This is a genomic window from Azohydromonas sediminis, from assembly GCF_003574675.1.
In the GTDB taxonomy this organism is placed as follows: Bacteria; Pseudomonadota; Gammaproteobacteria; order Burkholderiales; family Burkholderiaceae_C; genus Calidifontimicrobium; species Calidifontimicrobium sediminis.
In genome coordinates this window covers 214,841-240,453 of record NZ_QOAZ01000002.1, presented here as the reverse complement: position 1 = coordinate 240,453, position 25,613 = coordinate 214,841, and the positions used below count along the sequence as shown (strand labels likewise).

21 protein-coding genes are annotated in these 25,613 nt (G+C 71.0%); 8 read left to right on the top strand and 13 right to left on the bottom strand.

Annotated features, from left to right (window positions below; genetic code table 11):
• Positions 1 to 20 precede the first annotated feature (20 nt).
• The 4 genes from DRV96_RS02640 to ppsR are packed head-to-tail and all read right to left on the bottom strand — an operon-like array spanning position 21 to position 3,683.
• Positions 21 to 1,268 carry a Bcr/CflA family efflux MFS transporter gene (locus DRV96_RS02640; RefSeq protein WP_119287386.1) on the bottom strand — a complete coding sequence of 416 codons (1,248 nt, stop codon included), beginning with the start codon at positions 1,266 to 1,268 and terminating at the stop codon, positions 21 to 23.
• 45 nt (positions 1,269 to 1,313) lie between these two features.
• Positions 1,314 to 2,051 (bottom strand): arginyltransferase, encoded by a 738-nt coding sequence (locus DRV96_RS02635; protein WP_119287384.1) that lies wholly within the window; start codon positions 2,049 to 2,051, stop codon positions 1,314 to 1,316.
• Positions 2,048 to 2,833, bottom strand: a complete 786-nt coding sequence (gene aat / locus DRV96_RS02630; RefSeq protein WP_119287381.1) for a leucyl/phenylalanyl-tRNA--protein transferase — start codon at positions 2,831 to 2,833, stop codon at positions 2,048 to 2,050. Before aat ends, DRV96_RS02635 begins: the two co-directional genes overlap by 4 nt.
• Before the next feature lie 25 nt (positions 2,834 to 2,858).
• The gene (ppsR, locus tag DRV96_RS02625; RefSeq protein ID WP_119287378.1) at positions 2,859 to 3,683 is read right to left on the bottom strand and encodes a posphoenolpyruvate synthetase regulatory kinase/phosphorylase PpsR; all 825 of its coding nucleotides are present in this window, start codon (positions 3,681 to 3,683) and stop codon (positions 2,859 to 2,861) included.
• A gap of 195 nt (positions 3,684 to 3,878) precedes the next feature.
• On the opposite strand from ppsR, the gene ppsA reads away from it, so the two are divergent.
• From ppsA to DRV96_RS02585, 8 genes are all read left to right on the top strand, one after another.
• Positions 3,879 to 6,278, top strand: a complete 2,400-nt coding sequence (gene ppsA, locus DRV96_RS02620) for a phosphoenolpyruvate synthase (RefSeq protein ID WP_119287376.1) — start codon at positions 3,879 to 3,881, stop codon at positions 6,276 to 6,278.
• A gap of 180 nt (positions 6,279 to 6,458) precedes the next feature.
• Positions 6,459 to 6,821 carry a 30S ribosomal protein S6 gene (gene rpsF, locus DRV96_RS02615; RefSeq protein WP_119287374.1) on the top strand — a complete coding sequence of 121 codons (363 nt, stop codon included), beginning with the start codon at positions 6,459 to 6,461 and terminating at the stop codon, positions 6,819 to 6,821.
• A 22-nt stretch (positions 6,822 to 6,843) separates the two neighbouring features.
• Positions 6,844 to 7,134, top strand: coding sequence for a primosomal replication protein N (gene priB / locus DRV96_RS02610; protein WP_119287372.1), 291 nt, complete (start codon positions 6,844 to 6,846; stop codon positions 7,132 to 7,134).
• Positions 7,135 to 7,188: 54 nt separating this feature from the next.
• Positions 7,189 to 7,479, top strand: a complete 291-nt coding sequence (rpsR, locus tag DRV96_RS02605) for a 30S ribosomal protein S18 (RefSeq protein WP_119287370.1) — start codon at positions 7,189 to 7,191, stop codon at positions 7,477 to 7,479.
• 13 nt (positions 7,480 to 7,492) lie between these two features.
• Positions 7,493 to 7,945 (top strand): 50S ribosomal protein L9, encoded by a 453-nt coding sequence (gene rplI, locus DRV96_RS02600; RefSeq protein WP_119287367.1) that lies wholly within the window; start codon positions 7,493 to 7,495, stop codon positions 7,943 to 7,945.
• Between the two features lie 157 nt (positions 7,946 to 8,102).
• Positions 8,103 to 9,572 (top strand): replicative DNA helicase, encoded by a 1,470-nt coding sequence (gene dnaB / locus DRV96_RS02595; RefSeq protein ID WP_119287364.1) that lies wholly within the window; start codon positions 8,103 to 8,105, stop codon positions 9,570 to 9,572.
• A gap of 8 nt (positions 9,573 to 9,580) precedes the next feature.
• Entirely contained in the window at positions 9,581 to 10,159 is a 579-nt protein-coding gene (locus DRV96_RS02590) for a GIY-YIG nuclease family protein (protein ID WP_119287362.1), read from the top strand.
• 74 nt (positions 10,160 to 10,233) lie between these two features.
• A complete protein-coding gene (locus DRV96_RS02585; protein ID WP_119287360.1) occupies positions 10,234 to 11,361 on the top strand; it encodes a PA0069 family radical SAM protein in 1,128 nt (375 codons plus the stop codon).
• A gap of 10 nt (positions 11,362 to 11,371) precedes the next feature.
• Here the strand turns inward: DRV96_RS02585 and DRV96_RS02580 are convergent, their stop codons facing one another.
• The 9 genes from DRV96_RS02580 to rpoD form a co-directional block, all read right to left on the bottom strand.
• Positions 11,372 to 13,045, bottom strand: a complete 1,674-nt coding sequence (locus DRV96_RS02580; protein ID WP_119287358.1) for a response regulator — start codon at positions 13,043 to 13,045, stop codon at positions 11,372 to 11,374.
• Between the two features lie 127 nt (positions 13,046 to 13,172).
• A complete protein-coding gene (dnaJ, locus tag DRV96_RS02575) occupies positions 13,173 to 14,315 on the bottom strand; it encodes a molecular chaperone DnaJ (RefSeq protein WP_119287356.1) in 1,143 nt (380 codons plus the stop codon).
• Between the two features lie 112 nt (positions 14,316 to 14,427).
• Positions 14,428 to 16,356 carry a molecular chaperone DnaK gene (gene dnaK, locus DRV96_RS02570; protein WP_119287353.1) on the bottom strand — a complete coding sequence of 643 codons (1,929 nt, stop codon included), beginning with the start codon at positions 16,354 to 16,356 and terminating at the stop codon, positions 14,428 to 14,430.
• Between the two features lie 84 nt (positions 16,357 to 16,440).
• Positions 16,441 to 16,959 (bottom strand): nucleotide exchange factor GrpE, encoded by a 519-nt coding sequence (gene grpE, locus DRV96_RS02565; RefSeq protein WP_119287351.1) that lies wholly within the window; start codon positions 16,957 to 16,959, stop codon positions 16,441 to 16,443.
• A gap of 112 nt (positions 16,960 to 17,071) precedes the next feature.
• Positions 17,072 to 17,539 carry an RNA-binding S4 domain-containing protein gene (locus DRV96_RS02560; RefSeq protein ID WP_119287479.1) on the bottom strand — a complete coding sequence of 156 codons (468 nt, stop codon included), beginning with the start codon at positions 17,537 to 17,539 and terminating at the stop codon, positions 17,072 to 17,074.
• Between the two features lie 8 nt (positions 17,540 to 17,547).
• Entirely contained in the window at positions 17,548 to 18,639 is a 1,092-nt protein-coding gene (hemH, locus tag DRV96_RS02555) for a ferrochelatase (RefSeq protein WP_119287348.1), read from the bottom strand.
• 63 nt (positions 18,640 to 18,702) lie between these two features.
• Complete coding sequence (locus tag DRV96_RS02550; protein WP_162910923.1) at positions 18,703 to 21,876, bottom strand: hybrid sensor histidine kinase/response regulator; 3,174 nt, start codon at positions 21,874 to 21,876, stop codon at positions 18,703 to 18,705.
• Between the two features lie 7 nt (positions 21,877 to 21,883).
• The gene (locus DRV96_RS02545) at positions 21,884 to 22,852 is read right to left on the bottom strand and encodes an adenylate/guanylate cyclase domain-containing protein (RefSeq protein WP_119287343.1); all 969 of its coding nucleotides are present in this window, start codon (positions 22,850 to 22,852) and stop codon (positions 21,884 to 21,886) included.
• 138 nt (positions 22,853 to 22,990) lie between these two features.
• Positions 22,991 to 25,375: an RNA polymerase sigma factor RpoD gene (gene rpoD, locus DRV96_RS02540; RefSeq protein WP_119287341.1), complete on the bottom strand. Its 2,385-nt coding sequence runs from the start codon at positions 25,373 to 25,375 to the stop codon at positions 22,991 to 22,993.
• Positions 25,376 to 25,613 lie beyond the last annotated feature (238 nt).

Sequence of the window (25,613 nt, the reverse complement as noted above, 5' to 3'; positions counted from 1 at the left end):
CGCGCCGCTGCGCGGCGCGCTCATGCCGCTCTCAGCGCGCCGCTGCGCGGCACGCCGTGGCGCTGCACCAGCGTCCACGCGACGAGCGCGGTGGCCACGGCCCAGAAGCCCACCGTGTAGGCCATCGGGCGCACGGTGTCGTCGATCGCGACGCCGAGCCACAGGCCCACCGCGAACGCGGTCACCGCGAGCACGAAGCCGGCGAGCGCCGACGCGACGCCGGCCGCCTGCGGGAACGGGCCGACGGCGCCGGTCTGGCCGCAGGGCTGGTGGATGCCGTGCGCGAACGTGAACAGGCAGTGCGGCACAAGCACCGTCCACACCGTCGCGGCGTCGGCCCAGGCGACCGCGCTCAGGCCCAGCCCGCCGGCGAGCGAGAACAGTGCGCCGCGGCGCACCGTGCCCGTCAGCCCGTGGCGCGGCAGCCAGCGGCGGCATGCGAAGGTACCTGCCAAGTAGGCCACCGAACCGGCACCGAGCGCGATGCCGTACGCCGCCGGGCTGAGACCGAGCACGCGGATGTAGACGAACGACGACGACGCGAGGATCGTGAACAGCCCGCCGTAGGTGCACGACGTGAGCACGGCCCACGCGACGAAGGTCGGGTGGCGCAGCACGCCGGCGGCGGTGCGCGCCAGCGGCCCGACGCGCGTGGCCTGCGGGTTGCGCCGCGTGTTCGTCTCGGGCAGCGCGCGCCAGACGAAGACGAGCGTGGCCAGCCCGATCGCCGCGACGGCCGCCAGCGCCGCACGCCAGCCGCTGGCCGCGGCGAGCACGCCGCCGAGCACCGGGCTCGACAGCGCGATCAGCCCGAGCCCCGACAGCCCCTTGGACATCACGTGCGCGCCCTGGTGCGGCTCGTACAGGTCGCGCACCATCGCGCGCGCACACACCACCGCGGCGGCCATCGTCGCGCCCTGCGCGACGCGCCAGCCCACGAGCACGCCGATCGACGGCGCGAGCGCGGCGCCGACGCTGGCCAGCACGAACAGCGCGAGGCTGCCCAGCAGCACGGGCCGGCGGCCCCAGCGGTCGGCCACCGGGCCCCAGACCAGCTGCGCGAGGCCGAAGGCGAGGATCAGCGCCGACATCGTCAGCTGCGTCGCGCTCATCGGCGCGGCGAGGTCGGCCGCCAGCAGCGGCAGCGCGGGCAGGTAGAGGTCGGTCGTGACGGGCTGCAGCCCCAGCAGCAGCGCGAGCGACAGCGCGACGATGTGCGGTGCGACGAGGGCGGCGGGCGCCGCGGTGGCAGCTGGAGGCGCAGACATGGCCGGCAGGGTAGCAGGGCGCGGCGTGCGCCCCGCGGCGAAGGGTCAGTCGCGCAGGCTCCAGCGCCCGTCGACGAGCACTTCGTGCGGACGGAACTGCGACTTGTAGGCCATCTTCGCGCTGTCGGCGATCCAGTAGCCGAGGTAGACGTACGGCAGCTTGAGCTGGCGCGTCTGCGCGATCTGCCACAGCACGCCGTAGGTGCCGTAGCTGGCACCGGGCTCGGGTTCGTAGAACGTGTAGACCGCCGACAGCCCGTCGTTGAGGATGTCGAGGATCGCGACCATCTTCAGCGCGCCGGGCTGGCCGTCGGCGGCCGGCTCGCGGAACTCGACGAGCCGCGAGTTGACGCGGCTTTGCAGCAGGAACTGGGTGTACTGGTCGACGCTGTCGTGGTCCATGCCGCCGCCGGCGTGGCGACCGCTCTGGTAGCGCAGGTACAGCTGGTAGTGCTCGGGCACGAAGCACAGCCGCAGCACGCGCGCCTTCAGGTTCGCGTGCGCCTTCGCGGCGCGACGCTGGCTGCGGCTGGGTGCGAAGCGGTCGACCGGGATGCGCAGCGGCACGCAGGCGCGGCAGCCGTCGCAGTATGGGCGGTAGGTGAACAGCCCGGAGCGGCGGAACCCGGCGGCCACGAGCCCCGAGTACGCGTCGGCGTGGATCAGGTGGCTCGGCGTGGCGACCTGCGAGCGCGCGAGCCGGCCCGGCAGGTAGCTGCACGGGTAGGGCGCCGTGGCGTAGAACTGCAGCGAGGCGAGCGGGAGCTCTTTCGGGTACGTCACGCGTCGGTGTCGGGGTGCGGGCAGGGCGGGCCGGCGTCGAGCCCGAGCTGCGCCCAGGTCGAGCGATGATAGGTCCAGTCGGCGACTGGCGCGGCCCCGAGGGTGAGCGCCAGGTGGCGCTCGAACTCGGCGCGCGAGACCTCGCGCGCGCCGAACGACGCCAGGTGCGTCGTGTTCTGCTGGCAGTCGATCCAAGGGATCGCGTTCGCGCGGCAGAACGCCACCAGCGCGGCCAGCGCGATCTTCGACGCATCGGTGCGGTGCGCGAACATCGACTCGCCGAAGAACATGCGCCCGAGCGCGACACCGTACAGCCCGCCGGCCAGCCGCCCGTCGATCCAGCACTCGACGCTGTGCACCTCGCCCTCGGCGTGCCAGTCGGTGTAGGCCGAGATCATCTCGGGCACGATCCAGGTGCCGTCCTGGCCGGCGCGCGGCACGTGCGCGCAGGCGTCGATGACGTCGTCGAACGCGCTGTCGATGCGCACTTCGCACGCGGGGTCGGCGATGAAGCGGCGCAGCGTCTTCTTCAGCGAGCGGCTGAGGCGGAACTCGGCCACCGGCAGCACCATGCGCGGGTCGGGCGCCCACCACAGCGGCGGCTGGCCGGGCGAGAACCACGGGAACACGCCGTGCGCGTAGGCCTCGCGCAGCCGCGCCAGCGTCAGCCGCCCGCCGGCGGCCAGCAGCCCCGGCGCGAGGCTGCCGGGGCCGAGCGCCTGCGACGTCGGCGGCAGCGGCTGCGCGTCGTCGTCGAGCCAGGGCACCGGGGAGGCGCGCACGGTGGCAGACCCCTCGCAGGCGGCGTCAGTAGATCAGGCGGTCCGGACGGATGTCGCGCAGGATCGTCGTGGCGATCTCCTCGATCGACTTGTGCGTCGAGCTCAGCCACGCGATGCCCTCGCGCTTCATCATCGCCTCGGCAGCGCGCACCTCGTAGCGGCAGTTCTCGATCGACGCGTACTTGCTGTTCGGCCGGCGCTCGTGGCGGATCTGCGCCAGGCGCTCGGGGTCGATCGTCAGACCGAAGCACTTGCGCTTGAACGGGGCCAGCGTGGCCGGGAGCTGACCGCGCTCGAAGTCGTCGGGGATCAGCGGGTAGTTGGCCGCCTTGATGCCGTGCTGCATTGCCAGGTACAGCGACGTCGGCGTCTTGCCGCTGCGGCTGACGCCGATCAGGATCACGTCGGACTCGTCGAGGCTGCGCGCCGACTGGCCGTCGTCGTGCTGCAGCGCGAAGTTGATCGCCTCGATGCGCTCGTGGTACTGCTCGCTCTTGGCGACGTCGGAGAAGCGCCCGATGCGGTGGTTCGACTTGACCTGCAGTTCGGCCTCCAGCGGCTCGACGAAGGTGCGGAACATGTCCATCACCAGCCCCTTGCAGTCGGGGTGGTCGAGCACGGCGCGGATCTCGTCCTCGACCAGCGTGATGAACACGATCGGGCGCTTGCCCTCGCGCTCGGCCGCCTCGTTGATCTCGCGGCGCACCTGCCACGCCTTGTCGACGGTGTCGATGAACGGGCGGCGGATGTGCCGCGGCTTGATCGGGAACTGCGCCAGGATCGAGTTGCCGAAGGTCTCGGCGGTGATGCCGGTGCCGTCGGAGACGTAGAAGACGCTGCGGTTGGGCATCTGAACGGGTGGGTCGGGGGCGACGGCCGGGGAGGAAGCGCGCCCATCATAGGCAATCCTTCTTAGAATCGTCACAAACGCCGTCGAAGCGCGCATGGCCCCCCACCCCGCATCACTCCAACTCCACCCGACGGTGGCGGCGGCGCGCGCTGGCCGGTCGATGGCCCCGGTTTCTCGTCATCACGGAGTCTTCCCATGTCATCGACCCCACTGGCGACCGCCCTGGTCGTCCCGTTCGAACAGCTGAGAATGACCGACGTCGAGTCGGTGGGCGGCAAGAACGCCTCGCTCGGCGAAATGATCAGCCAACTGGCCGCCTCGGGCGTTCGGGTGCCCGGCGGCTTCGCGACGACCGCGCACGCGTTCCGGCAGTTCCTGCAGCAAAGCGGGCTGACGGCCAAGATCCAGCAGCGGCTGGCGAGCCTGAACGTCGACGACGTGCGCGCGCTCGCGGAGGCCGGCGCCGAGATCCGCCAGTGGGTCGTCGACGCGCCGTTCCCGCCCGAGCTCGAGGCCGCGGTGCGCGCCGAGTTCGAGCGCCTCGCGGCCGGCGACCCGCAGGCGTCGTTCGCGGTGCGCTCGTCGGCCACCGCCGAGGACCTGCCCGACGCGTCGTTCGCCGGCCAGCAGGAGACCTTCCTCAACGTCGTCGGCATCGACGACGTGCTGCACAAGATGAAGGAGGTCTTCGCGTCGCTGTACAACGACCGCGCGATCGCCTACCGCGTGCACAAGGGCTTCGCGCACTCCGACGTCGCGCTGTCGGCCGGCGTGCAGCGCATGGTGCGCTCCGACCAGGGTGCGGCCGGCGTGATGTTCACGATCGACACCGAGAGCGGCTTCCAGGACGTCGTCTTCATCACCGCCAGCTACGGGCTCGGCGAGACGGTGGTGCAGGGCGCCGTCAACCCCGACGAGTTCTACGTCCACAAGCCGGCGCTGAAGGCCGGCAAGTACCCGATCATCCGCCGCAACCTCGGCAGCAAGCTGATCCGCATGGTGTTCTCGACGCCCGAGGAGAAGGCGGCCACCGGCAAGCTGGTCAAGACGGTCGACACGCCGCCCGAGCAGCGCAACCGCTACAGCCTGTCGGACGCCGACGTGATCGAGCTCGCCCGCTATGCGCTGATCATCGAGCAGCACTACGGCCGCCCGATGGACATCGAGTGGGGCAAGGACGGCGTCGACGGCAAGCTCTACATCCTGCAGGCGCGGCCCGAGACGGTGAAGAGCCAGGCCAAGGTCGAGCACCGCTACAAGCTCAAGGCCGGCAAGGACCGCACCGTGCTCGCCGAGGGCCGCGCGATCGGCCAGAAGATCGGCACCGGGCCGGTGCGCGTCGTGCACAACCTGGCCGAGATGGACAAGGTCCAGCCGGGCGATGTGCTCGTCGCCGACATGACCGACCCGAACTGGGAGCCGGTGATGAAGCGCGCTGCGGCGATCGTCACCAACCGCGGCGGGCGCACCTGCCACGCCGCGATCATCGCGCGCGAGCTCGGCATCCCGGCGGTGGTCGGCTGCGGCCACGCGACCGACGCGCTGCACGACGGCGCGCTGGTCACCGTCAGCTGCGCCGAGGGCGACACCGGGTTCGTCTACGACGGCGTGCTCGAGATGGAAGTCACCGAGGTCGCGCGCGAGGAGCTGCCGTACTGCCCGGTCAAGATCATGATGAACGTCGGCAACCCGCAGCTCGCGTTCGAGTTCGCGCAGATGCCGAACTCGGGTGTCGGCCTGGCGCGGCTCGAGTTCATCATCAACAACAACATCGGCGTGCACCCCAAGGCGATCCTCGACTACCCGAACATCGACCTCGACCTGAAAAAGGCCGTCGAATCGGTCGCGCGCGGCCACGCGAGCCCGCGCGCGTTCTACGTCGACAAGCTCGCCGAGGGCATCGCGACGATCGCCGCGGCGTTCTGGCCCAAGCCGGTGATCGTGCGGCTGAGCGACTTCAAGAGCAACGAGTACCGCAAGCTGATCGGCGGCAGCCGCTACGAGCCCGACGAGGAGAACCCGATGCTGGGCTTCCGCGGCGCGTCGCGCTACATCAACGCCGACTTCAGCGACGCCTTCGCGATGGAGTGTGAGGCGCTCAAGCGCGTGCGCAACGACATGGGGCTGACCAACGTCGAGATCATGGTGCCGTTCGTGCGCACGCTCAAGCAGGCCAGGCGCGTCGGCGAGATGCTCGCCGAGCGCGGCCTCAAGCGCGGCGAGAACGGCCTGAGGCTGATCATGATGTGCGAGGTGCCGAGCAACGCGATCCTCGCCGAGCAGTTCCTCGAGTACTTCGACGGCATGTCGATCGGCTCGAACGACCTGACGCAGCTCACGCTCGGTCTGGACCGCGACTCGGGCCTCGAGCAGCTCGCCGACGACTTCGACGAGCGCGATCCGGCCGTCAAGGCGCTGATCTCGCGCGCGATCGCCGCCTGCCGCGCGACCGGTAAGTATGTCGGCATCTGCGGCCAGGGGCCGAGCGACCACCCGGACTTCGCCGACTGGCTGGCGCAGGAAGGCATCGTCTCGATCTCGCTGAACCCCGACAGCGTCATCGAGACCTGGAAGCGGCTGGCGCACGTGCGCTGAGCGCCGCGCACGCCGACCGCCCCCTCCGCGGACAGGGTGGCGTCCCGTGGGATGCCACCCTGTTTTCCTCCTATAATCACGGGCTTTCCCTTGCCGCCGCCGGCTGTGTGACGCACCGGAGCGGCTTTCGCGCCAGCGCGGCACGGTGCCGGGCGGCGAAACCCACGAGGAGAACACCTGATGCGTCATTACGAGATCGTGCTGCTGATCCATCCGGATCAGAGCGAGCAGGTTCCGGCGATGCTGGAACGCTACAAGTCGCTGGTGACCAACGGCGGCGGCAAGGTGCACCGCGTCGAGGACTGGGGCCGCCGCCAGCTGGCCTACCAGATCCAGAAGCTCGCGAAGGCGCACTACCTGTGCCTGAACATCGAGTGCGGCAAGGACGTGCTCGAGGAGCTCGAGACGGGCTTCCGCTTCAACGACGCCGTGCTGCGCCACCTGACGGTGGCCAAGAGCAAGGCCGAGACGGCGCCGTCGGTGATGATGAAGGCCGTCGAGCGCGAGGAAGCGCGCAAGGCGCAGCAGGAGGCCTCGGCCTGACGACGCGCACGCCGCCGCGCGCATGAACCGGCTGCTGCTGCAGGCGCAACTGGTCGAGCGCTCGGCGCTGCGCTACACCCCCGCCGGCACGCCGGCCTGCGACCTGGGCCTGAAGCACGAGTCGCAGGTCACCGAAGCCGGGCACCCGCGGCGCGTCGCGCTCGAGGTGCGCGCGGTGGCGCTGGGGGAGTTGGCGCAGCGGCTCGCGCAGCTGCCGCTGGGCACCGAGGCCGGATTCGCCGGATTCCTCGCCAGGGCGCGCAACGGGCGCGGCGTCGTGTTCCACGTCACCACGGTCGACGGCATCGAATGAACCGCACGGGCCCCGCTGGGCGGGGCCTCTCGCAAACGCATCCAGGAGAAAGTCATGGCCACATCACGAGGCAAGGGCAAGTTCGGCAAGGACCGCAAGCCCAAGCGCAGCCAGCAGTCGCTGCTGTTCAAGCGCAAGAAGTTCTGCCGCTTCACCGTCGCGGGCGTCGAGGAGATCGACTACAAGGACGTCGACACGCTGCGCGATTTCATCGGCGAGAACGGCAAGATCACGCCGGCGCGCCTGACGGGCACGCGCGCGTTCTATCAGCGCCAGCTCGGCACGGCGATCAAGCGCGCGCGCTTCCTCGCGCTGCTGCCGTACACCGACCAGCACAAGGCCTGACGAGGAGATCCCCATGCAAGTCATCCTGCTCGAGAAGGTCGCCAACCTGGGCAACCTGGGCGACATCGTCAAGGTCAAGGACGGCTACGCCCGCAACTACCTGATCCCGACCAAGCAGGCGCGCCGCGCCACCGAAGCGGCGATCAAGGAGTTCGAGGCCAAGCGCGCCGAACTGGAAAAGATCGCCGCCGACAAGCTCGCCGCGGCGCAGGCGCTGGGCGAGAAGCTCGCCGGCAAGACCGTGCGCATCGCGCAGAAGGCCGGCGTCGACGGCCGCCTGTTCGGCTCGGTCACCAACGCCGACATCGCCGACTCGCTGACCCGCCAGGGGCTGGAGGTGCGCAAGGCGCAGGTGCGCATGCCGCACGGCCCGCTGAAGGCGGTGGGCGAATTCCCGGTGCAGATCGCGGTGCACCACGACGTCGTCGTCGACATCACGGTGCAGGTCGTCCCCGAGGCCGACTGAGCCGCATCGCACCGACTCCCCTGCGACGGGCCGGCCTTGCCGGCCCGTCGCCGTTTGGGGCGCCGCGCTTGTCCACCACCGTGCACCGGTTGTGCACAGCGTCGTCCACCGCCGCGGCGGCGGCGATGCCCTACGATGCGCCGACGAGGACCAACCAATGACCGAACGCACCCTGAACGCCGCCCAGGCTCCCCGCGAGACGGCGCGCGACCACGCCCGCGACGACGAGGTCGCGCGACTGCGCGTGCCGCCGCACTCGATCGAGGCCGAGCAGAGCGTGCTCGGCGGCCTGCTGCTCGACAACGGCGCGTGGGACCGCGCCGCCGACCTTCTGCGCGATTCCGACTTCTACCGCTGGGAGCACCGCGTGATCTACGGCGCCATCGGCGCGCTGATCAACGCCAGCAAGCCGGCCGACGTGATCACCGTCTACGAGCAGCTGCAGATGCAGGGCAAGGCCGACGAGTGCGGCGGGCTGGCCTACCTCAACGCGCTGGCGCAGAGCGTGCCCAGCGCCGCGAACCTGCGCCGCTACGCCGAGATCGTGCGCGAGCGCGCGATCCTGCGCGGCCTGATCGAAGCCAGCGAAGAGATCGCCACCAGCGCGTTCAATCCGCAGGGGCGCAGCGTCTCGACGATCCTCGACGAGGCCGAGAGCCGCATCTTCAAGATCGGCGAGGAGGGCTCGCGCACCAAGCAGGGCTTCCAGAGCATGGACCAGCTGGTGATGCAGCTGATCGACCGCGTCACCGAACTGGCCGAGAACGGCGCCGAGGAAGTCACCGGCGTGCGCACCGGCTTCTACGAGCTCGACCGCAAGACCGCCGGCCTGCAGCCGGGCGACCTGATCGTGCTCGCGGCGCGGCCGTCGATGGGCAAGACGGCCTTCGCGCTGAACATCGCCGAGCATGTCGCCGTGCACGAGGGCCTGCCGGTGGTCGTGTTCTCGATGGAAATGGGCGCCTCGCAGCTCGCGCTGCGCCTGGTGGGTTCGCTCGGGCGCATCGACCAGCAGCACCTGCGCACCGGCGCGCTGCGCGACGACGAGTGGACGCGGCTGACCGAGGCCGTCGACAAGCTCAGCAAGGCCGCGGTGTTCATCGACGAGACACCGGCGCTGAACCCGGCCGAGCTGCGCGCACGCGCGCGACGGCAGGCGCGGCAGTGCGGGCGGCTCGGGCTGATCGTCGTCGACTACCTGCAGCTGATGAGCGGCAGCGCCAGCGGCGACGAGAACCGCGCCACTGAGCTCGGCGAGATCAGCCGCGGCCTGAAGGCGCTGGCCAAGGAGCTGCAGTGCCCGGTGATCGCGCTGTCGCAGCTCAACCGCAGCGTCGAGCAGCGCAACGACAAGCGCCCGATGATGAGCGACCTGCGCGAATCCGGCGCGATCGAACAGGACGCCGACGTCATCATGTTCATCTACCGCGACGACTACTACAACAAGGACAGCAAGGAGCCGGGCGTGGCCGAGATCATCATCGGCAAGCAGCGCAACGGCCCCACCGGCGAGGTCAAGCTGACGTTCCTGAAGCCGCTGACGCGGTTCGAGAACCTGGCGCCGGGGCATGGGGAGGGGGGTATTGATGAGGTTCTCGTCCCTGGAGTTGTCGTGAGCCAGCATTGACAACAGCCATGGAAGATGCGTCCTATTACGTCTACGCGCTCAAGGATCCACGCACCTCTCCCGCGCTGCCCTTTTACGTCGGCAAGGGCACCGGGACGCGGTCGCACGACCACCTGACCAAGCCCGATCGGACGCGCAAGGGTGCCCGTATCCGCGAGATCGAAGCCTCCGGGCGCCAGGTGCTGGTCACCCGTCTCGTCGACCACTTGACCGAGCAGCAGGCATTACGGCTCGAGGCCGAGTTGATTGCAGCTTTCGGAACCGTCGATTCGGGCGGGTTGTTGACCAACACCGTGATTCCCGCCGGATTGTCCAGAAAGGCGCGCAGGAGCGTGGTGGTTCCTTCGGGCGTGAAGGAGAAGGCTCAGCTGGGTCTGAGCCTGATCAAGGAGGCGGTCCTCGAACTGGCGAAGGCCAATCCCGAAGGTATTTCGAATGCCGATGCCGCGAGCTTGCTGGGCCTGCGCAGCGACTACGGCGGCGGGTCCAAGGACTATCTCTCGTACAGCGTCCTGGGCTTGTTGATGTGCGAGGGCAAGCTGCAACGCACGCCAACGGGCAAGAAGCACGTTGCCAGGGTGACGTAGCCCAGCGTCGCGGCAACAGCCGCAAAAGCGGGTGCACGGTGGCACAAGGGACAAATACTGTATATATTTACAGTATGCATCCCGCCACCCCCGCCACGCCGCCCGCCGTTCCCATCCACCTGCACCGCAAAGGCCGCGGCACCGGCTGGGCGATCGCGCACCGCTTCGAGCGTGAAGCACGCGAGGCCTTCGACGACGGCTGGGGCACGCTGGAGCAGGCGGCCACCGAGGAGCGGCTGGCGCCGGGCACGGTCGTCATCGAGCAGCACGTGGGCTCGATCCTGTCGGGCAACGACTCGCCCGACATCGGTTTCGATCTGTCGATCAACCCGTACCGCGGCTGCGAGCACGGCTGCATCTACTGCTACGCGCGGCCGACGCACGGCTACCTGAACCTGTCGCCCGGGCTGGACTTCGAGACGCGCATCGTCGCCAAGGTCAACGCCGCCGAGCGCCTGCGCGAGGCGCTGGCGAGCCGCGCCTACGAGCCGTCGCTGATCAACATCGGCTCGGCGACCGACGCCTACCAGCCGGCCGAGCGGCGGCTGCGCATCACGCGCGGCGTGATCGAGGTGCTGGCCGGCTGCGCGCACCCGTTCGCGATCGTCACCAAGTCGGCCGGCGTCGAGCGCGACCTGGACCTGATCGCGCCGATGGCGCACGCGAAGCGCGCGGCGGTCTACGTGTCGCTGACGACGCTGGATCCGGCGCTGGCGCGCATCATGGAGCCGCGTGCCGCGTCGCCGCAGCGCCGGCTGCGCACGATCGCGACGCTGGCGCAGGCCGGCGTGCCGGTGGGCGTGAGCGTGTCGCCGGTGATCCCGTTCGTCAATGAGCCCGAGGTCGAGCGCATCCTCGAAGCGGCGGCGGCCGCCGGCGCGCAGGCCGCGTTCAGCATCGTGCTGCGGCTGCCGTGGGAGGTCAACCCGCTGTTCCAGGACTGGCTGCAGCACCACTTCCCCGAGCGCGCGGCGCGCGTGATGGCGCGCATCCGCGAGATGCGCGGCGGGCGCGACAACGACGCGCGCTTCGGCACCCGCATGACGGGGCAGGGCGTGTGGGCGCAGCTGCTGCGCCAGCGCGTCGCGAAAGCCGCGGCGCGGCTCGGGCTGAACCGGCAGCGCATCGAGATGGACTTCTCGGCCTTCCGCAAGCCGATGGCCGAGTCGCCGCGCGACGCGAGGCAGGCGAGCCTGTTCTGAGGCGCGCCGTTCAAGCCAGCGCCGCCGGCGCGGTGGCCGCTGCGGCCGCGACTGGGGTGCGCAGTGCGATGCCGCCGGCCTGCCGGCCGCCCTCGGCGCCCAGCCTCGGCAAGGCGGGCACGCGGCCGACGCGCGGGCGCAGCAGGTCGAGCCGGCGCTGCAGCGCGTCGGCCTCGGTGATGTCGTCGCGGTAGCGCTTGAGCGTCATCGCCGCCGTCTCGAGCAGCTTGGGGTTGCGCGTGCGCTCGGTGTGCGCGAGCAGCTCGCGCACCGTGGCGCCGACGTCGCCGGCCACTTTGTGCGCCATCGCCGCCTCGGCCAGCGCGAGCACGCGGGCATGGCCGGCGCGCACGCGCTCGGCCAGCGGCGGGTGGTGCGCGGCGGCGCGCGCGAGCAGCTCGGTGACGCCCTTGGACGCACAGTGGCGCAGCGCGACGGCGTCGACCCACGCGTCGACGTCGGGCAGCTCGATCTCGGCCGTGCCCAGGTGCGCCAGCGTCGTCAGCAGGTTGCAGGCGGCCTCGACGTCGAAGTCGTCGTTCGCGCTGTCGTCGACGATGCGCTTGATGCGCGCGACGGCGTCGGCGAGCTGTTTGCGCAGCAGCGCCTGCAGCACCCGCAGCACCTGCGTGAAGCGGCCCAGCCGCACGGAGTCGGCACCGTCGCGCGTGGCCAGATGCTCGACGTGTTCGAGGCAGCGCTGCAGCCCCTTGCCGTCGCGCTCGGCCAGGCGCAGGAAGCCCAGCAGCACCAGCGTCTGCGCGTCGAACTGGCGCGAGCCGGTGCCCAGCGCGACGGCGCGCTCGAGCGCGCGCGCGGCGTCGGCGAGCTCGCCCGCATAGAACGCGAGCACGCCGTGCTTCTGCAGCCGCCCGACCGACGACGGCGTCAGCTCGGCAGCCTGGCGGAACGTGGCCATCGCCGCGTCGACCTGGCCCTGTTCGAACTGCAGGCGCCCCATCACGTCGTAGGCGTCGGCGTAGGCGGGCTCGTCGGCGATCAGCGCCTCGAGCGTGCGCAGCGCGCTGCCGACCGCGCCGCCGTCGGCCAGCGCGCGCGCGACGCCCAGCCGCGCCCACGGCAGCGTCTTGGCGGCGATCACGGCCTCGTACAGCTTCTGCGCCGCGTCGGGGCGCGACAGACGCAGCAGCAGTTCGGCGCCGATGCGCGCGGCGTACAGCCAGTACGGCGCGCGCTCCTGGAAGCGCGTCATGCAGCGCTGCGCGGCGAGCTCGAGGTCGCCGGCCTCGATGGCGCCGAAGATGTCGTGCAGCGCCTTCTTGCGCGCGCGCGCCTGCTGCACGCGCTCGGCCAGCGCGGCGGCGGTGTGCGGCTTGAGCAGGTAGCTGTCGAGCGCAGCCTCGGCCGCCTCGGCGACCTTGTCGTAGGTGGCCTCGGCCGTGATCATCACGAACACGGTCGAGAACGGCAGCAGCTGCGCGCGGCGCAGGTCGTCGAGCAACTGCTGCCCCCTCGTCGTTTCGCCCGGGAAGTGGCTCTCGCACAGCACGATGTCGAACGTGCGGTGCTCGAGCATGCGCCGCGCATCGAGCAGCCGCCCGCACTGCGTGACGCTGCCCACGCCGATGTCTCGCAGCTGCGCGGCCATGATGCTGCGCGACGTCGGGTTCGGGTCGACGAGCAGCGCCTTGGCCTGCGCGATGTCGCGGTCGACCGCTTTCATGCGCGCGCGGGCACGCCGCTCGGGCGCGCGGTGACGGTCGATGGGGCAGGGGCCATCGCCGCTCTATCGGCCCCGCGGCGCGGGACTTGAGCCGCGCGCGCCGCCGACACGCGCGCCGGCGGCTCGCCTACTTGAACAGATCCTTGACGCGGTCGGTCCAGCTCTTGGCGTTGGGCGAGTGCCGGTCGCCGCCCTTGCGGAAGCTCTCGTCGAGCTCGCGCAGCAGCTTCTTCTGGTGCTCGGTCAGCTTGACCGGCGTCTCGACCGCGATGTGGCAGTACAGGTCACCGGGGTAGCTCGAGCGCAGCCCCTTGATGCCCTTGCCGCGCAGGCGGAAGGTCTTGCCGTGCTGCGTGCCCTCGGGCAGCTCGATCTCGGCCTTGCCGCCGAGCGTGGGCACCTCGATCGTGCCGCCGAGCGCGGCCGTCGTCAGCCCGACCGGCACGGTGCAGTGCAGGTCGTCGCCGTCGCGCTCGAAGACGTCGTGCGGCTTGATGCGGATCTCGATGTACAGGTCGCCCGGCGGGCCGCCGTTGGTGCCCGGCTCGCCGTTGCCGGCCGAGCGGATGCGCATGCCCTCGTTGATGCCGGCCGGGATCTTGACCTCGAGCGTCTTCTGCTTCTTGATCTTGCCCGCGCCGCCGCACGACGGGCACGGCTCGGGGATGATCTTGCCGCTGCCGTGGCAGTGCGGGCAGGTCTGCTGGATGCTGAAGAAGCCCTGGCGCAGGTGCACCGTGCCCGAGCCGCCGCACGACGGGCAGGTCTTCGGGCTGGTGCCGGGCTTGGCGCCGCTGCCGTGGCAGGTCTCGCAGTTGTCCCAGCTCGGGATGCGGATCTGCGTCTCCTTGCCGTGCGCGGCCTCCTCGAGCGTGATTTCCATCGCGTAGCTCAGGTCGCTGCCGCGGTAGACCTGCTTGCCGCCTCGGCGCCCGCCGGCCGCGCCGAACAGGTCGCCGAAGATGTCGCCGAACGCCTCGGCGAAGCCGCCGAAACCGTCGGGGCCCGGCCCGCCGCGGCCCATGCCCATGTTCGGGTCGACGCCGGCGTGGCCGAACTGGTCGTACGCGGCACGCTTTTGCGGGTCGGAGAGCATCTCGTAGGCTTCCTTGGCCTCCTTGAACTTCTCCTCGGCCTTCTTCGCCTCGTCACCCTGGTTGCGGTCAGGGTGGTACTTCATGGCCAGCTTGCGGTAGGCCTTCTTGATGTCGTCGTCGGAGGCGTTGCGCGCAACGCCCAGGACCTCGTAGTAGTCGCGCTTGGCTGCCATGGGAAAGCGATGCGAGGTTCAGAAACGGAACCGCCGCGCGGGGGTGACGACGCGGCGCGTCACCCCAGCGCGGCGACGACGTCCGGCCGGCCCGTGAGGGCCGTGCCGGAGGTCACTTCTTGACTTCCTTGAACTCGGCGTCGACGACGTTGTCGTCGGCCGGCTTGGACTGCGGCTGCTCCTGCGCGCCGGCGGCACCCGCCGCGCCGGCTGCCGCCTGCGCGTCGGCGTACATCTTCTCGCCGAGCTTCTGGCTGGCCGCCATCAGCGCCTCGGTCTTCTTCTCGATCTCGGCCTTGTCGTCGCCCTTGATCGCCGCCTCGGCGTCCTTCAGCGCCGCCTCGATCTTCTCCTTCTCGCCGGCGTCGAGCTTGTCACCGTGCTCGGCCAGGCTCTTGCGCACGCTGTGCACCATCGCGTCGGCCTGGTTGCGCGCCTGCGCGAGCTCGAACTTCCGGTGGTCCTCGGCGGCGTTGAGCTCGGCGTCCTTGACCATCTTCTCGATCTCGGCCTCGGTCAGGCCCGAGTTGGCCTTGATCGTGATCTTGTTCTCCTTGCCGGTGCCCTTGTCCTTGGCGCTGACGTGCAGGATGCCGTTGGCGTCGATGTCGAACGTGACCTCGATCTGCGGCACGCCGCGCGGCGCCGGCGGGATGCCCTCGAGGTTGAACTCGCCCAGGCACTTGTTGCCCGCGGCCATCTCGCGCTCGCCCTGGTAGACCTTGATCGTCACCGCCGGCTGGTTGTCGTCGGCGGTCGAGAACACCTGGCTGAACTTGGTCGGGATCGTGGTGTTCTTCTTGATCATCTTGGTCATCACGCCGCCCAGCGTCTCGATGCCCAGCGACAGCGGCGTGACGTCGAGTAGCAGCACGTCCTTGCGCTCGCCGCCGAGCACCTGGCCCTGGATCGCGGCGCCGATCGCCACCGCCTCGTCGGGGTTGACGTCCTTGCGCGGCTCCTTGCCGAAGAACTCCTTGACCTTCTCCTGCACCTTGGGCATGCGCGTCATGCCGCCGACGAGGATCACGTCGTCGATGTCGCTCGTCTTGATGCCGGCGTCCTTGATCGCGATGCGGCACGGCTCGATCGTGCGCTCGATCAGGTCCTCGACGAGGGCCTCGAGCTTGGCGCGCGTGAGCTTGATGTTCAGGTGCTTCGGCCCGCTCGCGTCGGCCGTGATGTACGGCAGGTTGATGTCGGTCTGCGTCGTGTTCGACAGCTCGATCTTGGCCTTCTCGGCGGCTTCCTTCAGCCGCTGCAGCGCGAGCACGTCCTTCGTCAGGTCGACGCCCTGTTCCTTCTTGAACTCGGTGACGATGTAGTCGATGATGCGCTGGTCGAAGTCCTCGCCGCCGAGGAACGTGTCGCCGTTGGTCGACAGCACCTCGAACTGCTTCTCGCCGTCGACGTCGGCGATCTCGATGATGGAGATGTCGAACGTGCCGCCGCCGAGGTCGTAGACGGCGATCTTGCGGTCACCCTTGCCGGCCTTGTCGAGGCCGAACGCGAGCGCGGCCGCCGTCGGCTCGTTGATGATGCGCTTGACTTCCAGCCCGGCGATGCGGCCGGCGTCCTTCGTCGCCTGGCGCTGGCTGTCGTTGAAGTACGCCGGCACTGTGATGACGGCTTCGGTCACCGGCTCGCCGAGGTAGTCCTCGGCGGTCTTCTTCATCTTGCGCAGCACTTCGGCGCTGACCTGCGGCGGCGCGAGCTTCTTGCCGCGCACCTCGACCCACGCGTCACCGTTGTCGGCGGGCACGATCTTGTAGGGCATCAGGTCGATGTCCTTCTGCACTTCCTTCTCGGTGAACTTGCGTCCGATCAAGCGCTTGACGGCGAACAGCGTGTTCTTCGGGTTCGTGACCGCCTGGCGCTTGGCGCTGGCGCCGACGAGGATCTCACCGTCCTCCTGGTAGGCGACGATCGACGGCGTCGTGCGCGCGCCCTCGCTGTTCTCGATCACCTTCGGCGTGTTGCCTTCCATGATGGCCACGCACGAGTTCGTGGTGCCGAGGTCGATGCCGATGATCTTTCCCATGTCGTTGGACTCCTGGATGCGGAATTTGGATGTCGGTGAGTTGCGGCTGCGGCACGGGCTTTCAAGCCCCGCGTGCCGCTGGCGTCATTTCGCGGCGGCGACGGTGACGAGCGCCGGGCGCAGCACGCGGTCGGCGATCAGGTAGCCCTTTTGCAGCACCGCGACGACGGTGTTGGGCTCCTGGTCGGCGGGCACGACGCTGATCGCCTGGTGCTGGTGCGGGTCGAACTTGGTGCCCACCGGCGGGTTGACCTCGACGACCTTGTTGCGCTCGAGCGCGGCCACGAGCTGGCGCAGCGTCGCGTGCACGCCCTCGAGCACCTGCTCGGGGGTGGCGTTGGCGTTGGCGATCGCCGCCTCGAGGCTGTCGCGCACCGGCAGCAGGCTCTCGGCGAACGACTCGACGGCGTACTTGCGCGCCTTGGCGATCTCTTCCTCGGCGCGGCGGCGGGTGTTCTCGACTTCGGCTTTCGCGCGCAGGTAGGCGTCGGCCATCTCGGCGTGCTTGGCCTCCAGTTCGGCCAGCCGCGCCTCGGGCGAGGCGGCGGACTCGGCGGCGGCGGGGCCCTCGGCGGCGGCCGGGCTCGGTTCGTTGGAATTCATCGTGTGGGCTGGGGCGGTCGGTGGGCGAGTCGTTGACAGAAACGAACGGACAGCGGCGAAGTGGGGACGGCGGCAGGGATTTCAAGGGCCGGCGCCGCGGCGGCGCGGCGCGTCAGTCGCCGTCGAGCGACGCGCTCCAGCGCTGCCACGACGCCTTGACGCGCGTCAGCTCACGCCGGTCGTGCTTGGTCGGGCGGCCGTGGGTGATCGCCAGCGCCGGCTCGACGCCCTGGCGGCGCCGCTCGGCGGCCTCGCGGCGCGCCTGCACGCTGGCCGGCGTTTCCTCGTACAGCGCCTGCGCCACCGGCGCCGGGCCCCGCACCGTCGCCAGCGCGACGACGCGCACCTCGCGGCGCACGTCGCCCTGGCGGATCGTCAGCACGTCGCCGGGCTTGACGTCGCGCGCCGGTTTGGCCGGCGCGCCGTTGACGAGCACGCGTCCGCGCTCGACTTCGTCGGCGGCCAAGCTGCGCGTCTTGAACCAGCGCGCGGCCCACAGCCACTTGTCCAGGCGCACACGGCCCGCGGGGTGGCCGTGGTCGGCGGCGGTGTCGCGCGGCGCGTCGGCGGGCCGGACCATCGGCACGCTCAGTCCTTCGCGCCCAACGCCAGCGCCAGCTCGCGCTGCCGCCGCAGCGCCGCCTCGTCGGGCGGGCTGGTCGTGTCCCAGCCCTGCAAGTGGCGCGTGGCGATGTCGGCCAGCGCGGCGATCCACTCGGGGCGGTCGTTCAGGCACGCGATGTAGTGAAACTCGCGGCCGCCGGCGTGCAGGAAGGCCTGTTTGGCCTCGCCGGCGATTTCTTCCAGCGTCTCGAGGCAGTCGGCGACGAAGCCGGGGCATATCACGTCGACGCGCCTGACGCCCTGCGCGGCGAGCTGGCGCAGCGTCGGCTCGGTGTACGGCTCGAGCCAGCGCGCCTTGCCGAAGCGGCTCTGGAACGCGACGACGACGTCGTCGGGCGACAGCCCGAGGCGCTCGCCGAGCAGGCGCGCCGTCTTGCGGCACTCGCAGTGGTACGGGTCGCCGAGCATCAGCGTGCGGTGCGGCACGCCGTGGAACGACAGCAGCAGCCGCTCGCCGCGGCCGTGCGCCTGCCAGTGGTCGAGCACGCGGCGCGCAAGCGCGTCGATGTAGCCGGCGTCGTCGTGGAAGCGCGCGACGAAGCGCAGCTCGGGCAGCTGGCGCACGTGGCGTGCCCACGCGCCGACCGCGTCGACGACGCTGGCGGTGGTGGCTGCCGCGTACTGCGGGTACAGCGGCAGCACGAGCACGCGCCGCACGCCCTGCGCCTTGAGCTCGTCGAGCACGCGCGCCACCGACGGCTCGCCGTAGCGCATCGCGTGGCGCACCAGCACGCGGTGGCCGCGCGCGCCGAGGTAGCCGCCGAGCAGCTTGGCCTGCTTGTCGGTCCACACGGCCAGCGGCGAGCCCTCGGGCGTCCACACGGTGGCGTACTTGGCCGCCGACTCGGCCGGCCGCTTGCGCAGGATGACGCCGTGCAGGATCAGCCACCACCACGGGTTCGGGATCTCGACCACGCGTGGGTCGCTGAGGAACTGACGCAGGTAGCTGCGCAGCGCCGGCGCGGTGGGCGCCTCGGGCGTGCCCAGGGCCACCAGCAGCACCGCCGTGCGCGGCGGCTGTCCGTGGTGGTACGGGGGTTCGGGGTGGAAGTCCATCACGACGATTGTCGGCGATGCGCGCCCGGCGCCGGCCGGCAGGGGCTGCGCGGGGCCGGCGCGTCAGCGCGGGCCGAGCAGCTGTGCGCGCAGCGCGTGCAGCTCGTCGAGTACGGCGTCGATGTCCAGTGGCTTGGTCCAGTAGCCGCGGAAGCCCGCGGCGAGGGCACGCTGCACGTCCTCGGGCATCGCGTCGGCCGAGCACATGAACGCCGGCGCATCGGCCAGCGGCGGGTGCTCGCGCAGGCGGCGCAGCACCTCGTGGCCGCTGGCGCCGGGCAGGTTCGCGTCGAGCACGAGCACGTCGGGGCACCACTGGCCGACGAGCTCGAGCGCCTCGCGGCCGTCCTCGGCCACGCGCAGCTCGAACTCGGTGTGGCGGCGCAGCGCCTCCTCGAACAGCAGCGCGTTGATGCGGTTGTCCTCGACGTACAGCAGCCGCAGCGGCGCCGGCGAGAGCGGCAGCGGGCGCGACGGCGTGGCCGGCAGCGCCTCGACCTCGGCCGGCGCGGCGGCCGCCGGCAGCTCGATGCGCACCTGCGTGCCGGCGCCGGGCTCGCTGGCGAGCGTCAGGCGGCCGTGCATCGCCTCGACCAGGCGCCGTGCGATGACGAGCCCGAGCCCGGTGCCCTCGATCGTCGAGGTCTCGCGCCCGAGGCGCTCGAACGGCTGGAACAGGCGCGCGAGCTGGTCGGGCGTCATGCCGGCGCCGGTGTCGGCGATCGTGACGACGACGCGGCCGGCCTCGCCGGCGGCGACGGACCATTCGACGCGACCGGCGGGGCGGTTGTACTTGACCGCGTTCGAGCCGATGTTGAGCAGCACCTGGCGCAGGCGCTGCGCGTCGGCCAGCGCGTGCAGCGGCGCGGCGTCGGGGTCGCGGCGCTGGTGCACGGCGCGCGCGTCGGCCAGGGGGCCGAGCATCGTCAGGCACTCGTCGATCAGTGGGCTCAGCGCCACCGGGCGCAGCTGCAGCGCGAGCTCGCCGGCCTCGACGCGCTGCAGGTCGAGCACGTCGTTGACCAGCGTCAGCAGGTGGCGCCCGGCGTCGAGGATGTGGTCGACGTGGTCGAGCCGCGCCCCCGAGCCCAGCCGCAGCAGCTGCGCGAAGCCGATGATCGCGTTCAGCGGCGTGCGCATCTCGTGGCTCATGCGCGACATGAACTCGGTCTTGCTGCGGCTGGCCATCTCGGCGACGAGCTTCTCCTGGCGCGCCTTCTCGGCCTGCTGACGCTCGCTGAGGTCGTGCAGCAGGCCGATCAGGTGCGTCGTGCGGCCGGCGGCGTCGCGCGCGGCGACGATCGTCAGCTCGTTGACGAAGCGGCTGCCGTCGCGCCGACACCCGTCGACGATGACGGTGGCGTCGCCGCGACAGCGCAGCGCCTCGGTCAGCAGCGCACGGCCGGGGGCGTCGGGGGCGGCGAAGAAGTCGAACGGGCGGCCGATGACCTCGTCGCGACGCCAGCCGCCGAGCTGCTCGAACGCGGTGTTGACGTAGACCAGCGCCGGTGCCCCATGCTGCGCGTCGGCGATCATGATCGGAAGCGACGCCGGCGATTCGAACACGCGCTGCATCAGCAGCACGTCGCGTTCGAGGCTGCGCAGCTCGGTCAGGTCGCGCGTCAGGTGCAGCAGCTCGCCGCCGGGCATCGGCGACACCCGCGCCTCGAAGTGGCGCTCCTGGCCGTCGGCCGTCGTCAGCGTGTACTCGAAGCGCTGCACGCGCCCGAGCGTGCGCGCGCGCTGCATCGCCTCGGTGGCCAGCGCAGCCACCGCCGGCGGCAGGCCGTCCTCGAACGGGCGTCCGACGAGGTCCTCGAACGGGCGCATCAGCGACGGGTGGCGCGGCGAGCTGACGCGCGCGTAGCGACCCTGCGCGTCGATGACGAACCACAGGTCGGGCACCGCGGCGAGGACCGCGCTGAGCTGCGCGTCGGACTCGAGCTGGCGCCGCTGCAGCGCCGCGAGCGCGCGCTCGGCGTTCTTCTGCGCGGTCTGGTCGACCGACAGGTGCACGACGTGGCCGCTGGGCAGCCGCTGGTCGATCACGAGCCCCCAGCCGTTGCGCCAGCGCAGCTCGCGCGGCGTGGGCTGCTCGGCGTCCAGGCCCAGCCGCCACGCGATGAACTCCTCCTCGCGGCCCACCGCGTCGGGGTAGTGCCCCTGGTACGCGAAGTGGCGCACCAGCGACGGCCACGTCAGCGGGCCGGGCGGCGTGTTCGAGTCACCGAGCTGCGCGTACCACGCGCGGTTGGCGAGCACGACGCGCCCGGCGGCGTCGCTGACGGCCACGCCGGCCGGCAGGCCATCGAGCGTGTCGCGCAGCAGCGCCTCGGCGCGGCGGGCGGCGAGCTGCGCCACGAGCTCGTCGGTGACGACGCGGCCGGCACCGCGGTAGCCGCTGAAGTGGCCACCGAAGTCGAACACCGGCACGCCGCCGAACGCGACGCTGACGCGCCCGCGTGGCGTGTCGGTGTCGCCGATCGCGTCGTCGAAGGCGCAGCGCTCGCGCCACGCGGCGGCGAAGGCGTGCCACTGCGCGGCGGTCTCGTCGCCACGCGGGCGGTGCAGCTCGGCCAGCGGCACGCCGAGCAGCGCGTCGGCGTCGAGCCCGAGGTGCGTCGTGACGTCGTCGGAGACCCACACGATGCGGCCGTCGGCGTCGGTCTCCCACAGCCAGTCGGAGCCGGCGCGGCTGGCGTCGCGCACGCGCTGCTGGCGCAGCTGGCTCTGCTGTTCGCGGCGCCGCGCCTCGAGCAGTGCCGAGGCGACGCGGGCCAGGTCGCGCAGGTGCGCCAGCGTGTCGTCCCCCCAGTCGGGGCGCGGCACCGTGTCGATGGCGCACAGCGTGCCCACCGGCAGTGCGTCGACGTGCACCGGCACGCCGGCGTAGGCGTGCACGCCGGGCAGCCCGCTGGCCGCGGGCGTCGTGGCCGCGAGCAGGCGTGCGGCCTCCGCGGCGACGACGTCGGCGCACGCGCTGCCGGCGCGCGCGACGGTGACGGCGAGCGGACCGTGGGCGGCCTTCGGCCACACGTGCTGCGCCGTGACGAGGTGCAGCCGCGCGCCGCCGGCGCCGGCGGCGTGGGCGGCGGCACGCACGAGGGCGTCGAAGGCGGGCTCGGGGGCGGTGTCGAGGATGGCCAGCGCCTCGAGCGCACGCAGGCGGGCGACTTCCTGACGGTGCAGCAGCGGCGCGCGCGCCGGCATCGGTTCGAGGGTCGGCAGCGACGGCACGGAACGCTCAGGCGCGCACCGACGGCCGGCCGGCGGCACTCGACGGTGTCGTCGCGTGCGGGCGCAGCACCTCGAAGCGCACGATCGTGGGGCTCACGTCCAGCGGCGAGGCCCCGAGCCCGATGACGCCGCTGCCGTGCAGCGCGCAGGTGCCGCGGCGCAGCGACAGCACCTCGGTTTCGGTGCCGAAGCGCACGTAGGTGCCGTTGAAGCTCAGGTCGGTGAGCTGGAACGCGCCGCTGTGCCAGTCGATGCGCGCGTGCGAGCGCGACACGCGCGAGTCGTCGACGCAGAAGCTCGCCTGCGGGCTGCGGCCGAGCACGACGGGCAGCTCGTGCAGGTCGAATTCGCGGCAGTGGTCGAGCCAGGTCAGGCGCAGCCCCTGGGGCTCCTCGGGCGGCGGCACGTCGCCGAACTGCGTCGTCTGCTCGTCGGGCGGGCCGGTCTTGCTCAGCAGGTGCACCTGCACCGGCTCGGCACGGCCGCGCAGCCGGATGCGGTCGAGGTCGCGGAAGCGCCGGCGGTGCTCGCCGGCGAATCCCTGCAGGACCTCGGCGGTGACGAGCGTCTCGTTGTCGCCGGCGTGCTCGAGCAGGCGCGCGGCGACGTTGACGGCGTCGCCGTAGCAGTCGCCGGCCATCTCGACGACCTCGCCGCGCGCCATGCCGACTTGCAGCCGCAGCCCGCGCAGCCCCGACGACGCGCCGCGTTCGCCACCGCGCGACACCAGGCGGGCGAGCGTGTCGTGCATCGCATCGGCCGCGTCGAGCGCCTGCTGCGGGCGGTCGAACACCGCCATCAGCCCGTCGCCGAGCGTCTTGACGACGTGTCCGCCGTGCGCCGCGACGGTGCTGCACAGCGCGCCCACCGTGTGCGTGACGACCGACGTCGCCTCGGCGTTGCCGAGCGTCTCGTACAGCCCGGTGCTGCCGCGCAGGTCGGCGAACATCACGGTGCGTTCGAGGATGCGCGTCATGGCGCGCCGAGTGTACCGGCCGGTCATGGCAAAAGGCCCGGCGCAGCCGGGCCTTGTCACACGACGGTTACAGATCGGGGCGGCGGCGGGCCGGCGTGCCCGCGATGGGCGCGCCGGCCGGTGTGCCGCGCGAGCCGGTCAGAGGTTGTCGAGGTAGGTGCGCAGCTTGTCGCTGCGGCTCGGGTGCTTGAGCTTGCGGATCGCCTTGGCCTCGATCTGGCGGATGCGCTCGCGCGTGACGTCGAACTGCTTGCCGACTTCCTCGAGCGTGTGGTCGGTGCTCATCTCGATGCCGAAGCGCATGCGCAGCACCTTGGCCTCGCGCGGCGTCAGCGAGTCGAGGATCTCCTTGACGACCTCGCGCAGGCCGGCCTGCATCGCCGCGTCGACCGGCGCGACGCTGTTCGTGTCCTCGATGAAGTCGCCCAGGTGCGAGTCGTCGTCGTCGCCGATCGGTGTCTCCATCGAGATCGGCTCCTTGGCGATCTTCATGATCTTGCGCACCTTGTCCTCGGGCATCTCCATCTTCTCGGCCAGCGTCGGCGCGTCGGGCTCGTAGCCGAACTCCTGCAGGTGCTGGCGGCTGATGCGGTTCATCTTGTTGATCGTCTCGATCATGTGCACCGGGATGCGGATCGTGCGCGCCTGGTCGGCGATCGAGCGCGTGATCGCCTGGCGGATCCACCAGGTGGCGTAGGTCGAGAACTTGTAGCCGCGGCGGTATTCGAACTTGTCGACCGCCTTCATCAGGCCGATGTTGCCTTCCTGGATCAGGTCGAGGAACTGCAGCCCGCGGTTGGTGTACTTCTTCGCGATCGAGATCACCAGGCGCAGGTTGGCCTCGATCATCTCTTTCTTCGCGTCGCGGCTGGCCTTCTCGCCCTCGTTCATGCGCTTGTTGATCTCCTTGAGATCCTCGAGCGGCACGACGGCCTTGGCCTGGATGTCGATCAGCTTCTGCTGCAGCTCCTGCACCGCAGGCAGGTTGCGCGCGAGCACGGCGCTGTAGGGCTTGCCGGCAGCGGCTTCCTTCTCGGCCCACTTCAGGTTCAGCGCGTTGGGCGGGAAGGTCTTGATGAAGTGCTCCTGCGGCATGCCGCACTTGTCGACGACGATCTTGCGGATCTCGCGCTCGTAGCGGCGCACGTCGTCGACCTGCGAGCGCAGGATGTCGCACAGCTTCTCGATCGTCTTGACCGTGAAGCGGATCGTCATCAGCTCGTCGCTGATGGCCTGCTGCGCCTTGTTGTACGCCGGCGACTTGTAGCCGTCCTTCTCGTACGCCTTGCGCATCTTGTCGAAGTGCGAGCGCAGCACCGCGAACTTCTCGAGCGCCTGGGTCTTGAGTTCCTCGAGTTTCTTCGTCAGCGCCTTGCTGCCGCCGGCGCCGTCGTCGTCTTCCTCTTCGTCGAACTCGTCGAAGTCTTCCTCGGCGACGTAGTCGTCGGCCTCGTCGTCGCTGACGAAGCCGTCGACGACGTCGGAGATCTGCATCTCGCCGGCCTCGATGCGGTCGGCCATCGCGAGGATCTCGGCGATCGTCGTCGGGCTCGCGCTGATGGCCAGCATCATCGCCTGCAGGCCGCCCTCGATGCGCTTGGCGATCTCGATCTCGCCCTCGCGGGTGAGCAGTTCGACGGTGCCCATCTCGCGCATGTACATGCGCACCGGGTCGGTCGTGCGGCCGAACTCGCTGTCGACGGTCGACAGCGCGGCCTCGGCCGCCTCCTCGGCTTCCTCGTCGGTGGCCGTGCTGGTGCTGGCGCCGGCGATCAGCAGCGTGGCCGCGTCGGGCGCCTGCTCGTAGACCGCGATGCCCATGTCGTTGAGCATCGAGACGATGGCTTCGAGGATCTCGTTGTCGACGAGCTTCTCGGGCAGGTGGTCGCTGATTTCCTGGTGCGTCAGGAAGCCGCGCGTCTTGCCCATCTTGATCAGCGTCTTGAGCTCCTGGCGGCGCTTGGCGACTTCCTCCTCGGTGAGCTGCGTCTCGTCGAGGCCGAACTCGCGCATCAGCGCGCGCTCCTTCGCGCGGCTGACCTTCATGCGCAGCGGCTTGGCCTTCTCGGCCTTGTCGGCCTCGTCGGCCACCTGCGCCTCGGCGTCGACGTCGGCTTCGGTGTCGAGTTCGGCATCGACGTCGGCGAAGTCCTCCTCGGCGAGCGCGAGTTCCTTGTCCTTGGCCTTGGCGTCGTCGGCCTTGCCCTTGCGGCCGGTCTTGGTCGCTTCGGCGGCCTTGGCCGGCTTGCCGGCAGGCGCCTTGGTCGCCGCCTTGGCGGTGACGGGGGCCGCTGCCTTGCCGGCGGGCTTCGCACCGGCCGTGGCCTTGGCCGCCGGGGACGGGGCGGGCGACTTGCCGGCCGCCGGTGCCGCGGTCGCCGCCGTCTTGGCGGCGCCCTTGGCCGTGGGGGTCGCGGTCTTGGCCGTGCCCTTCACGGCCTCCTTCGGCGCAGTCTTCGTCGCCGCCTTCGGGGCGGCTTGGGTCGTGGTCTTGGCGGCGGATGCGGATTTCTTCGCGGTCATGCGATTCCTCGTCGGGGAAGGTCAGGGCGGGCCCGCGCGGCGGCCAACGGCATCGGGCGGCAGCGGGCGCGCCGGGGCGGCGGCGCGATCGCGCCGGCCGGCCCGGCGGACCGATGGCCGATACATGAGGGCGTGCGTCGGGCAGGCAAGATCGCGTGAACGTCCTGAGGGGCAGCCCTTGCGGGGAGGTTGGCCGATGGGATACCCGTGTCGCGGGTGGCCGGGGCCGGAGGTGCTG

Bases quoted from the DNA above. Each gene is read 5' to 3' on its own strand.
- DRV96_RS02640 (WP_119287386.1), bottom strand. From the start codon at position 1,268: ATGTCTGCGCCTCCAGCTGCCACCGCGGCGCCCGCCGCCCTCGTCGCA.
- ppsR (WP_119287378.1), bottom strand. From the start codon at position 3,683: ATGCCCAACCGCAGCGTCTTCTACGTCTCCGACGGCACCGGCATCACC.
- ppsA (WP_119287376.1), top strand. From the start codon at position 3,879: ATGTCATCGACCCCACTGGCGACCGCCCTGGTCGTCCCGTTCGAACAG.
- rpsF (WP_119287374.1), top strand. From the start codon at position 6,459: ATGCGTCATTACGAGATCGTGCTGCTGATCCATCCGGATCAGAGCGAG.
- priB (WP_119287372.1), top strand. From the start codon at position 6,844: ATGAACCGGCTGCTGCTGCAGGCGCAACTGGTCGAGCGCTCGGCGCTG.
- rpsR (WP_119287370.1), top strand. From the start codon at position 7,189: ATGGCCACATCACGAGGCAAGGGCAAGTTCGGCAAGGACCGCAAGCCC.
- rplI (WP_119287367.1), top strand. From the start codon at position 7,493: ATGCAAGTCATCCTGCTCGAGAAGGTCGCCAACCTGGGCAACCTGGGC.
- dnaB (WP_119287364.1), top strand. From the start codon at position 8,103: ATGACCGAACGCACCCTGAACGCCGCCCAGGCTCCCCGCGAGACGGCG.
- DRV96_RS02590 (WP_119287362.1), top strand. From the start codon at position 9,581: ATGGAAGATGCGTCCTATTACGTCTACGCGCTCAAGGATCCACGCACC.
- DRV96_RS02585 (WP_119287360.1), top strand. From the start codon at position 10,234: ATGCATCCCGCCACCCCCGCCACGCCGCCCGCCGTTCCCATCCACCTG.
- DRV96_RS02580 (WP_119287358.1), bottom strand. From the start codon at position 13,045: ATGAAAGCGGTCGACCGCGACATCGCGCAGGCCAAGGCGCTGCTCGTC.
- dnaJ (WP_119287356.1), bottom strand. From the start codon at position 14,315: ATGGCAGCCAAGCGCGACTACTACGAGGTCCTGGGCGTTGCGCGCAAC.
- dnaK (WP_119287353.1), bottom strand. From the start codon at position 16,356: ATGGGAAAGATCATCGGCATCGACCTCGGCACCACGAACTCGTGCGTG.
- grpE (WP_119287351.1), bottom strand. From the start codon at position 16,959: ATGAATTCCAACGAACCGAGCCCGGCCGCCGCCGAGGGCCCCGCCGCC.
- DRV96_RS02560 (WP_119287479.1), bottom strand. From the start codon at position 17,539: ATGGTCCGGCCCGCCGACGCGCCGCGCGACACCGCCGCCGACCACGGC.
- hemH (WP_119287348.1), bottom strand. From the start codon at position 18,639: ATGGACTTCCACCCCGAACCCCCGTACCACCACGGACAGCCGCCGCGC.
- DRV96_RS02545 (WP_119287343.1), bottom strand. From the start codon at position 22,852: ATGACGCGCATCCTCGAACGCACCGTGATGTTCGCCGACCTGCGCGGC.
- rpoD (WP_119287341.1), bottom strand. From the start codon at position 25,375: ATGACCGCGAAGAAATCCGCATCCGCCGCCAAGACCACGACCCAAGCC.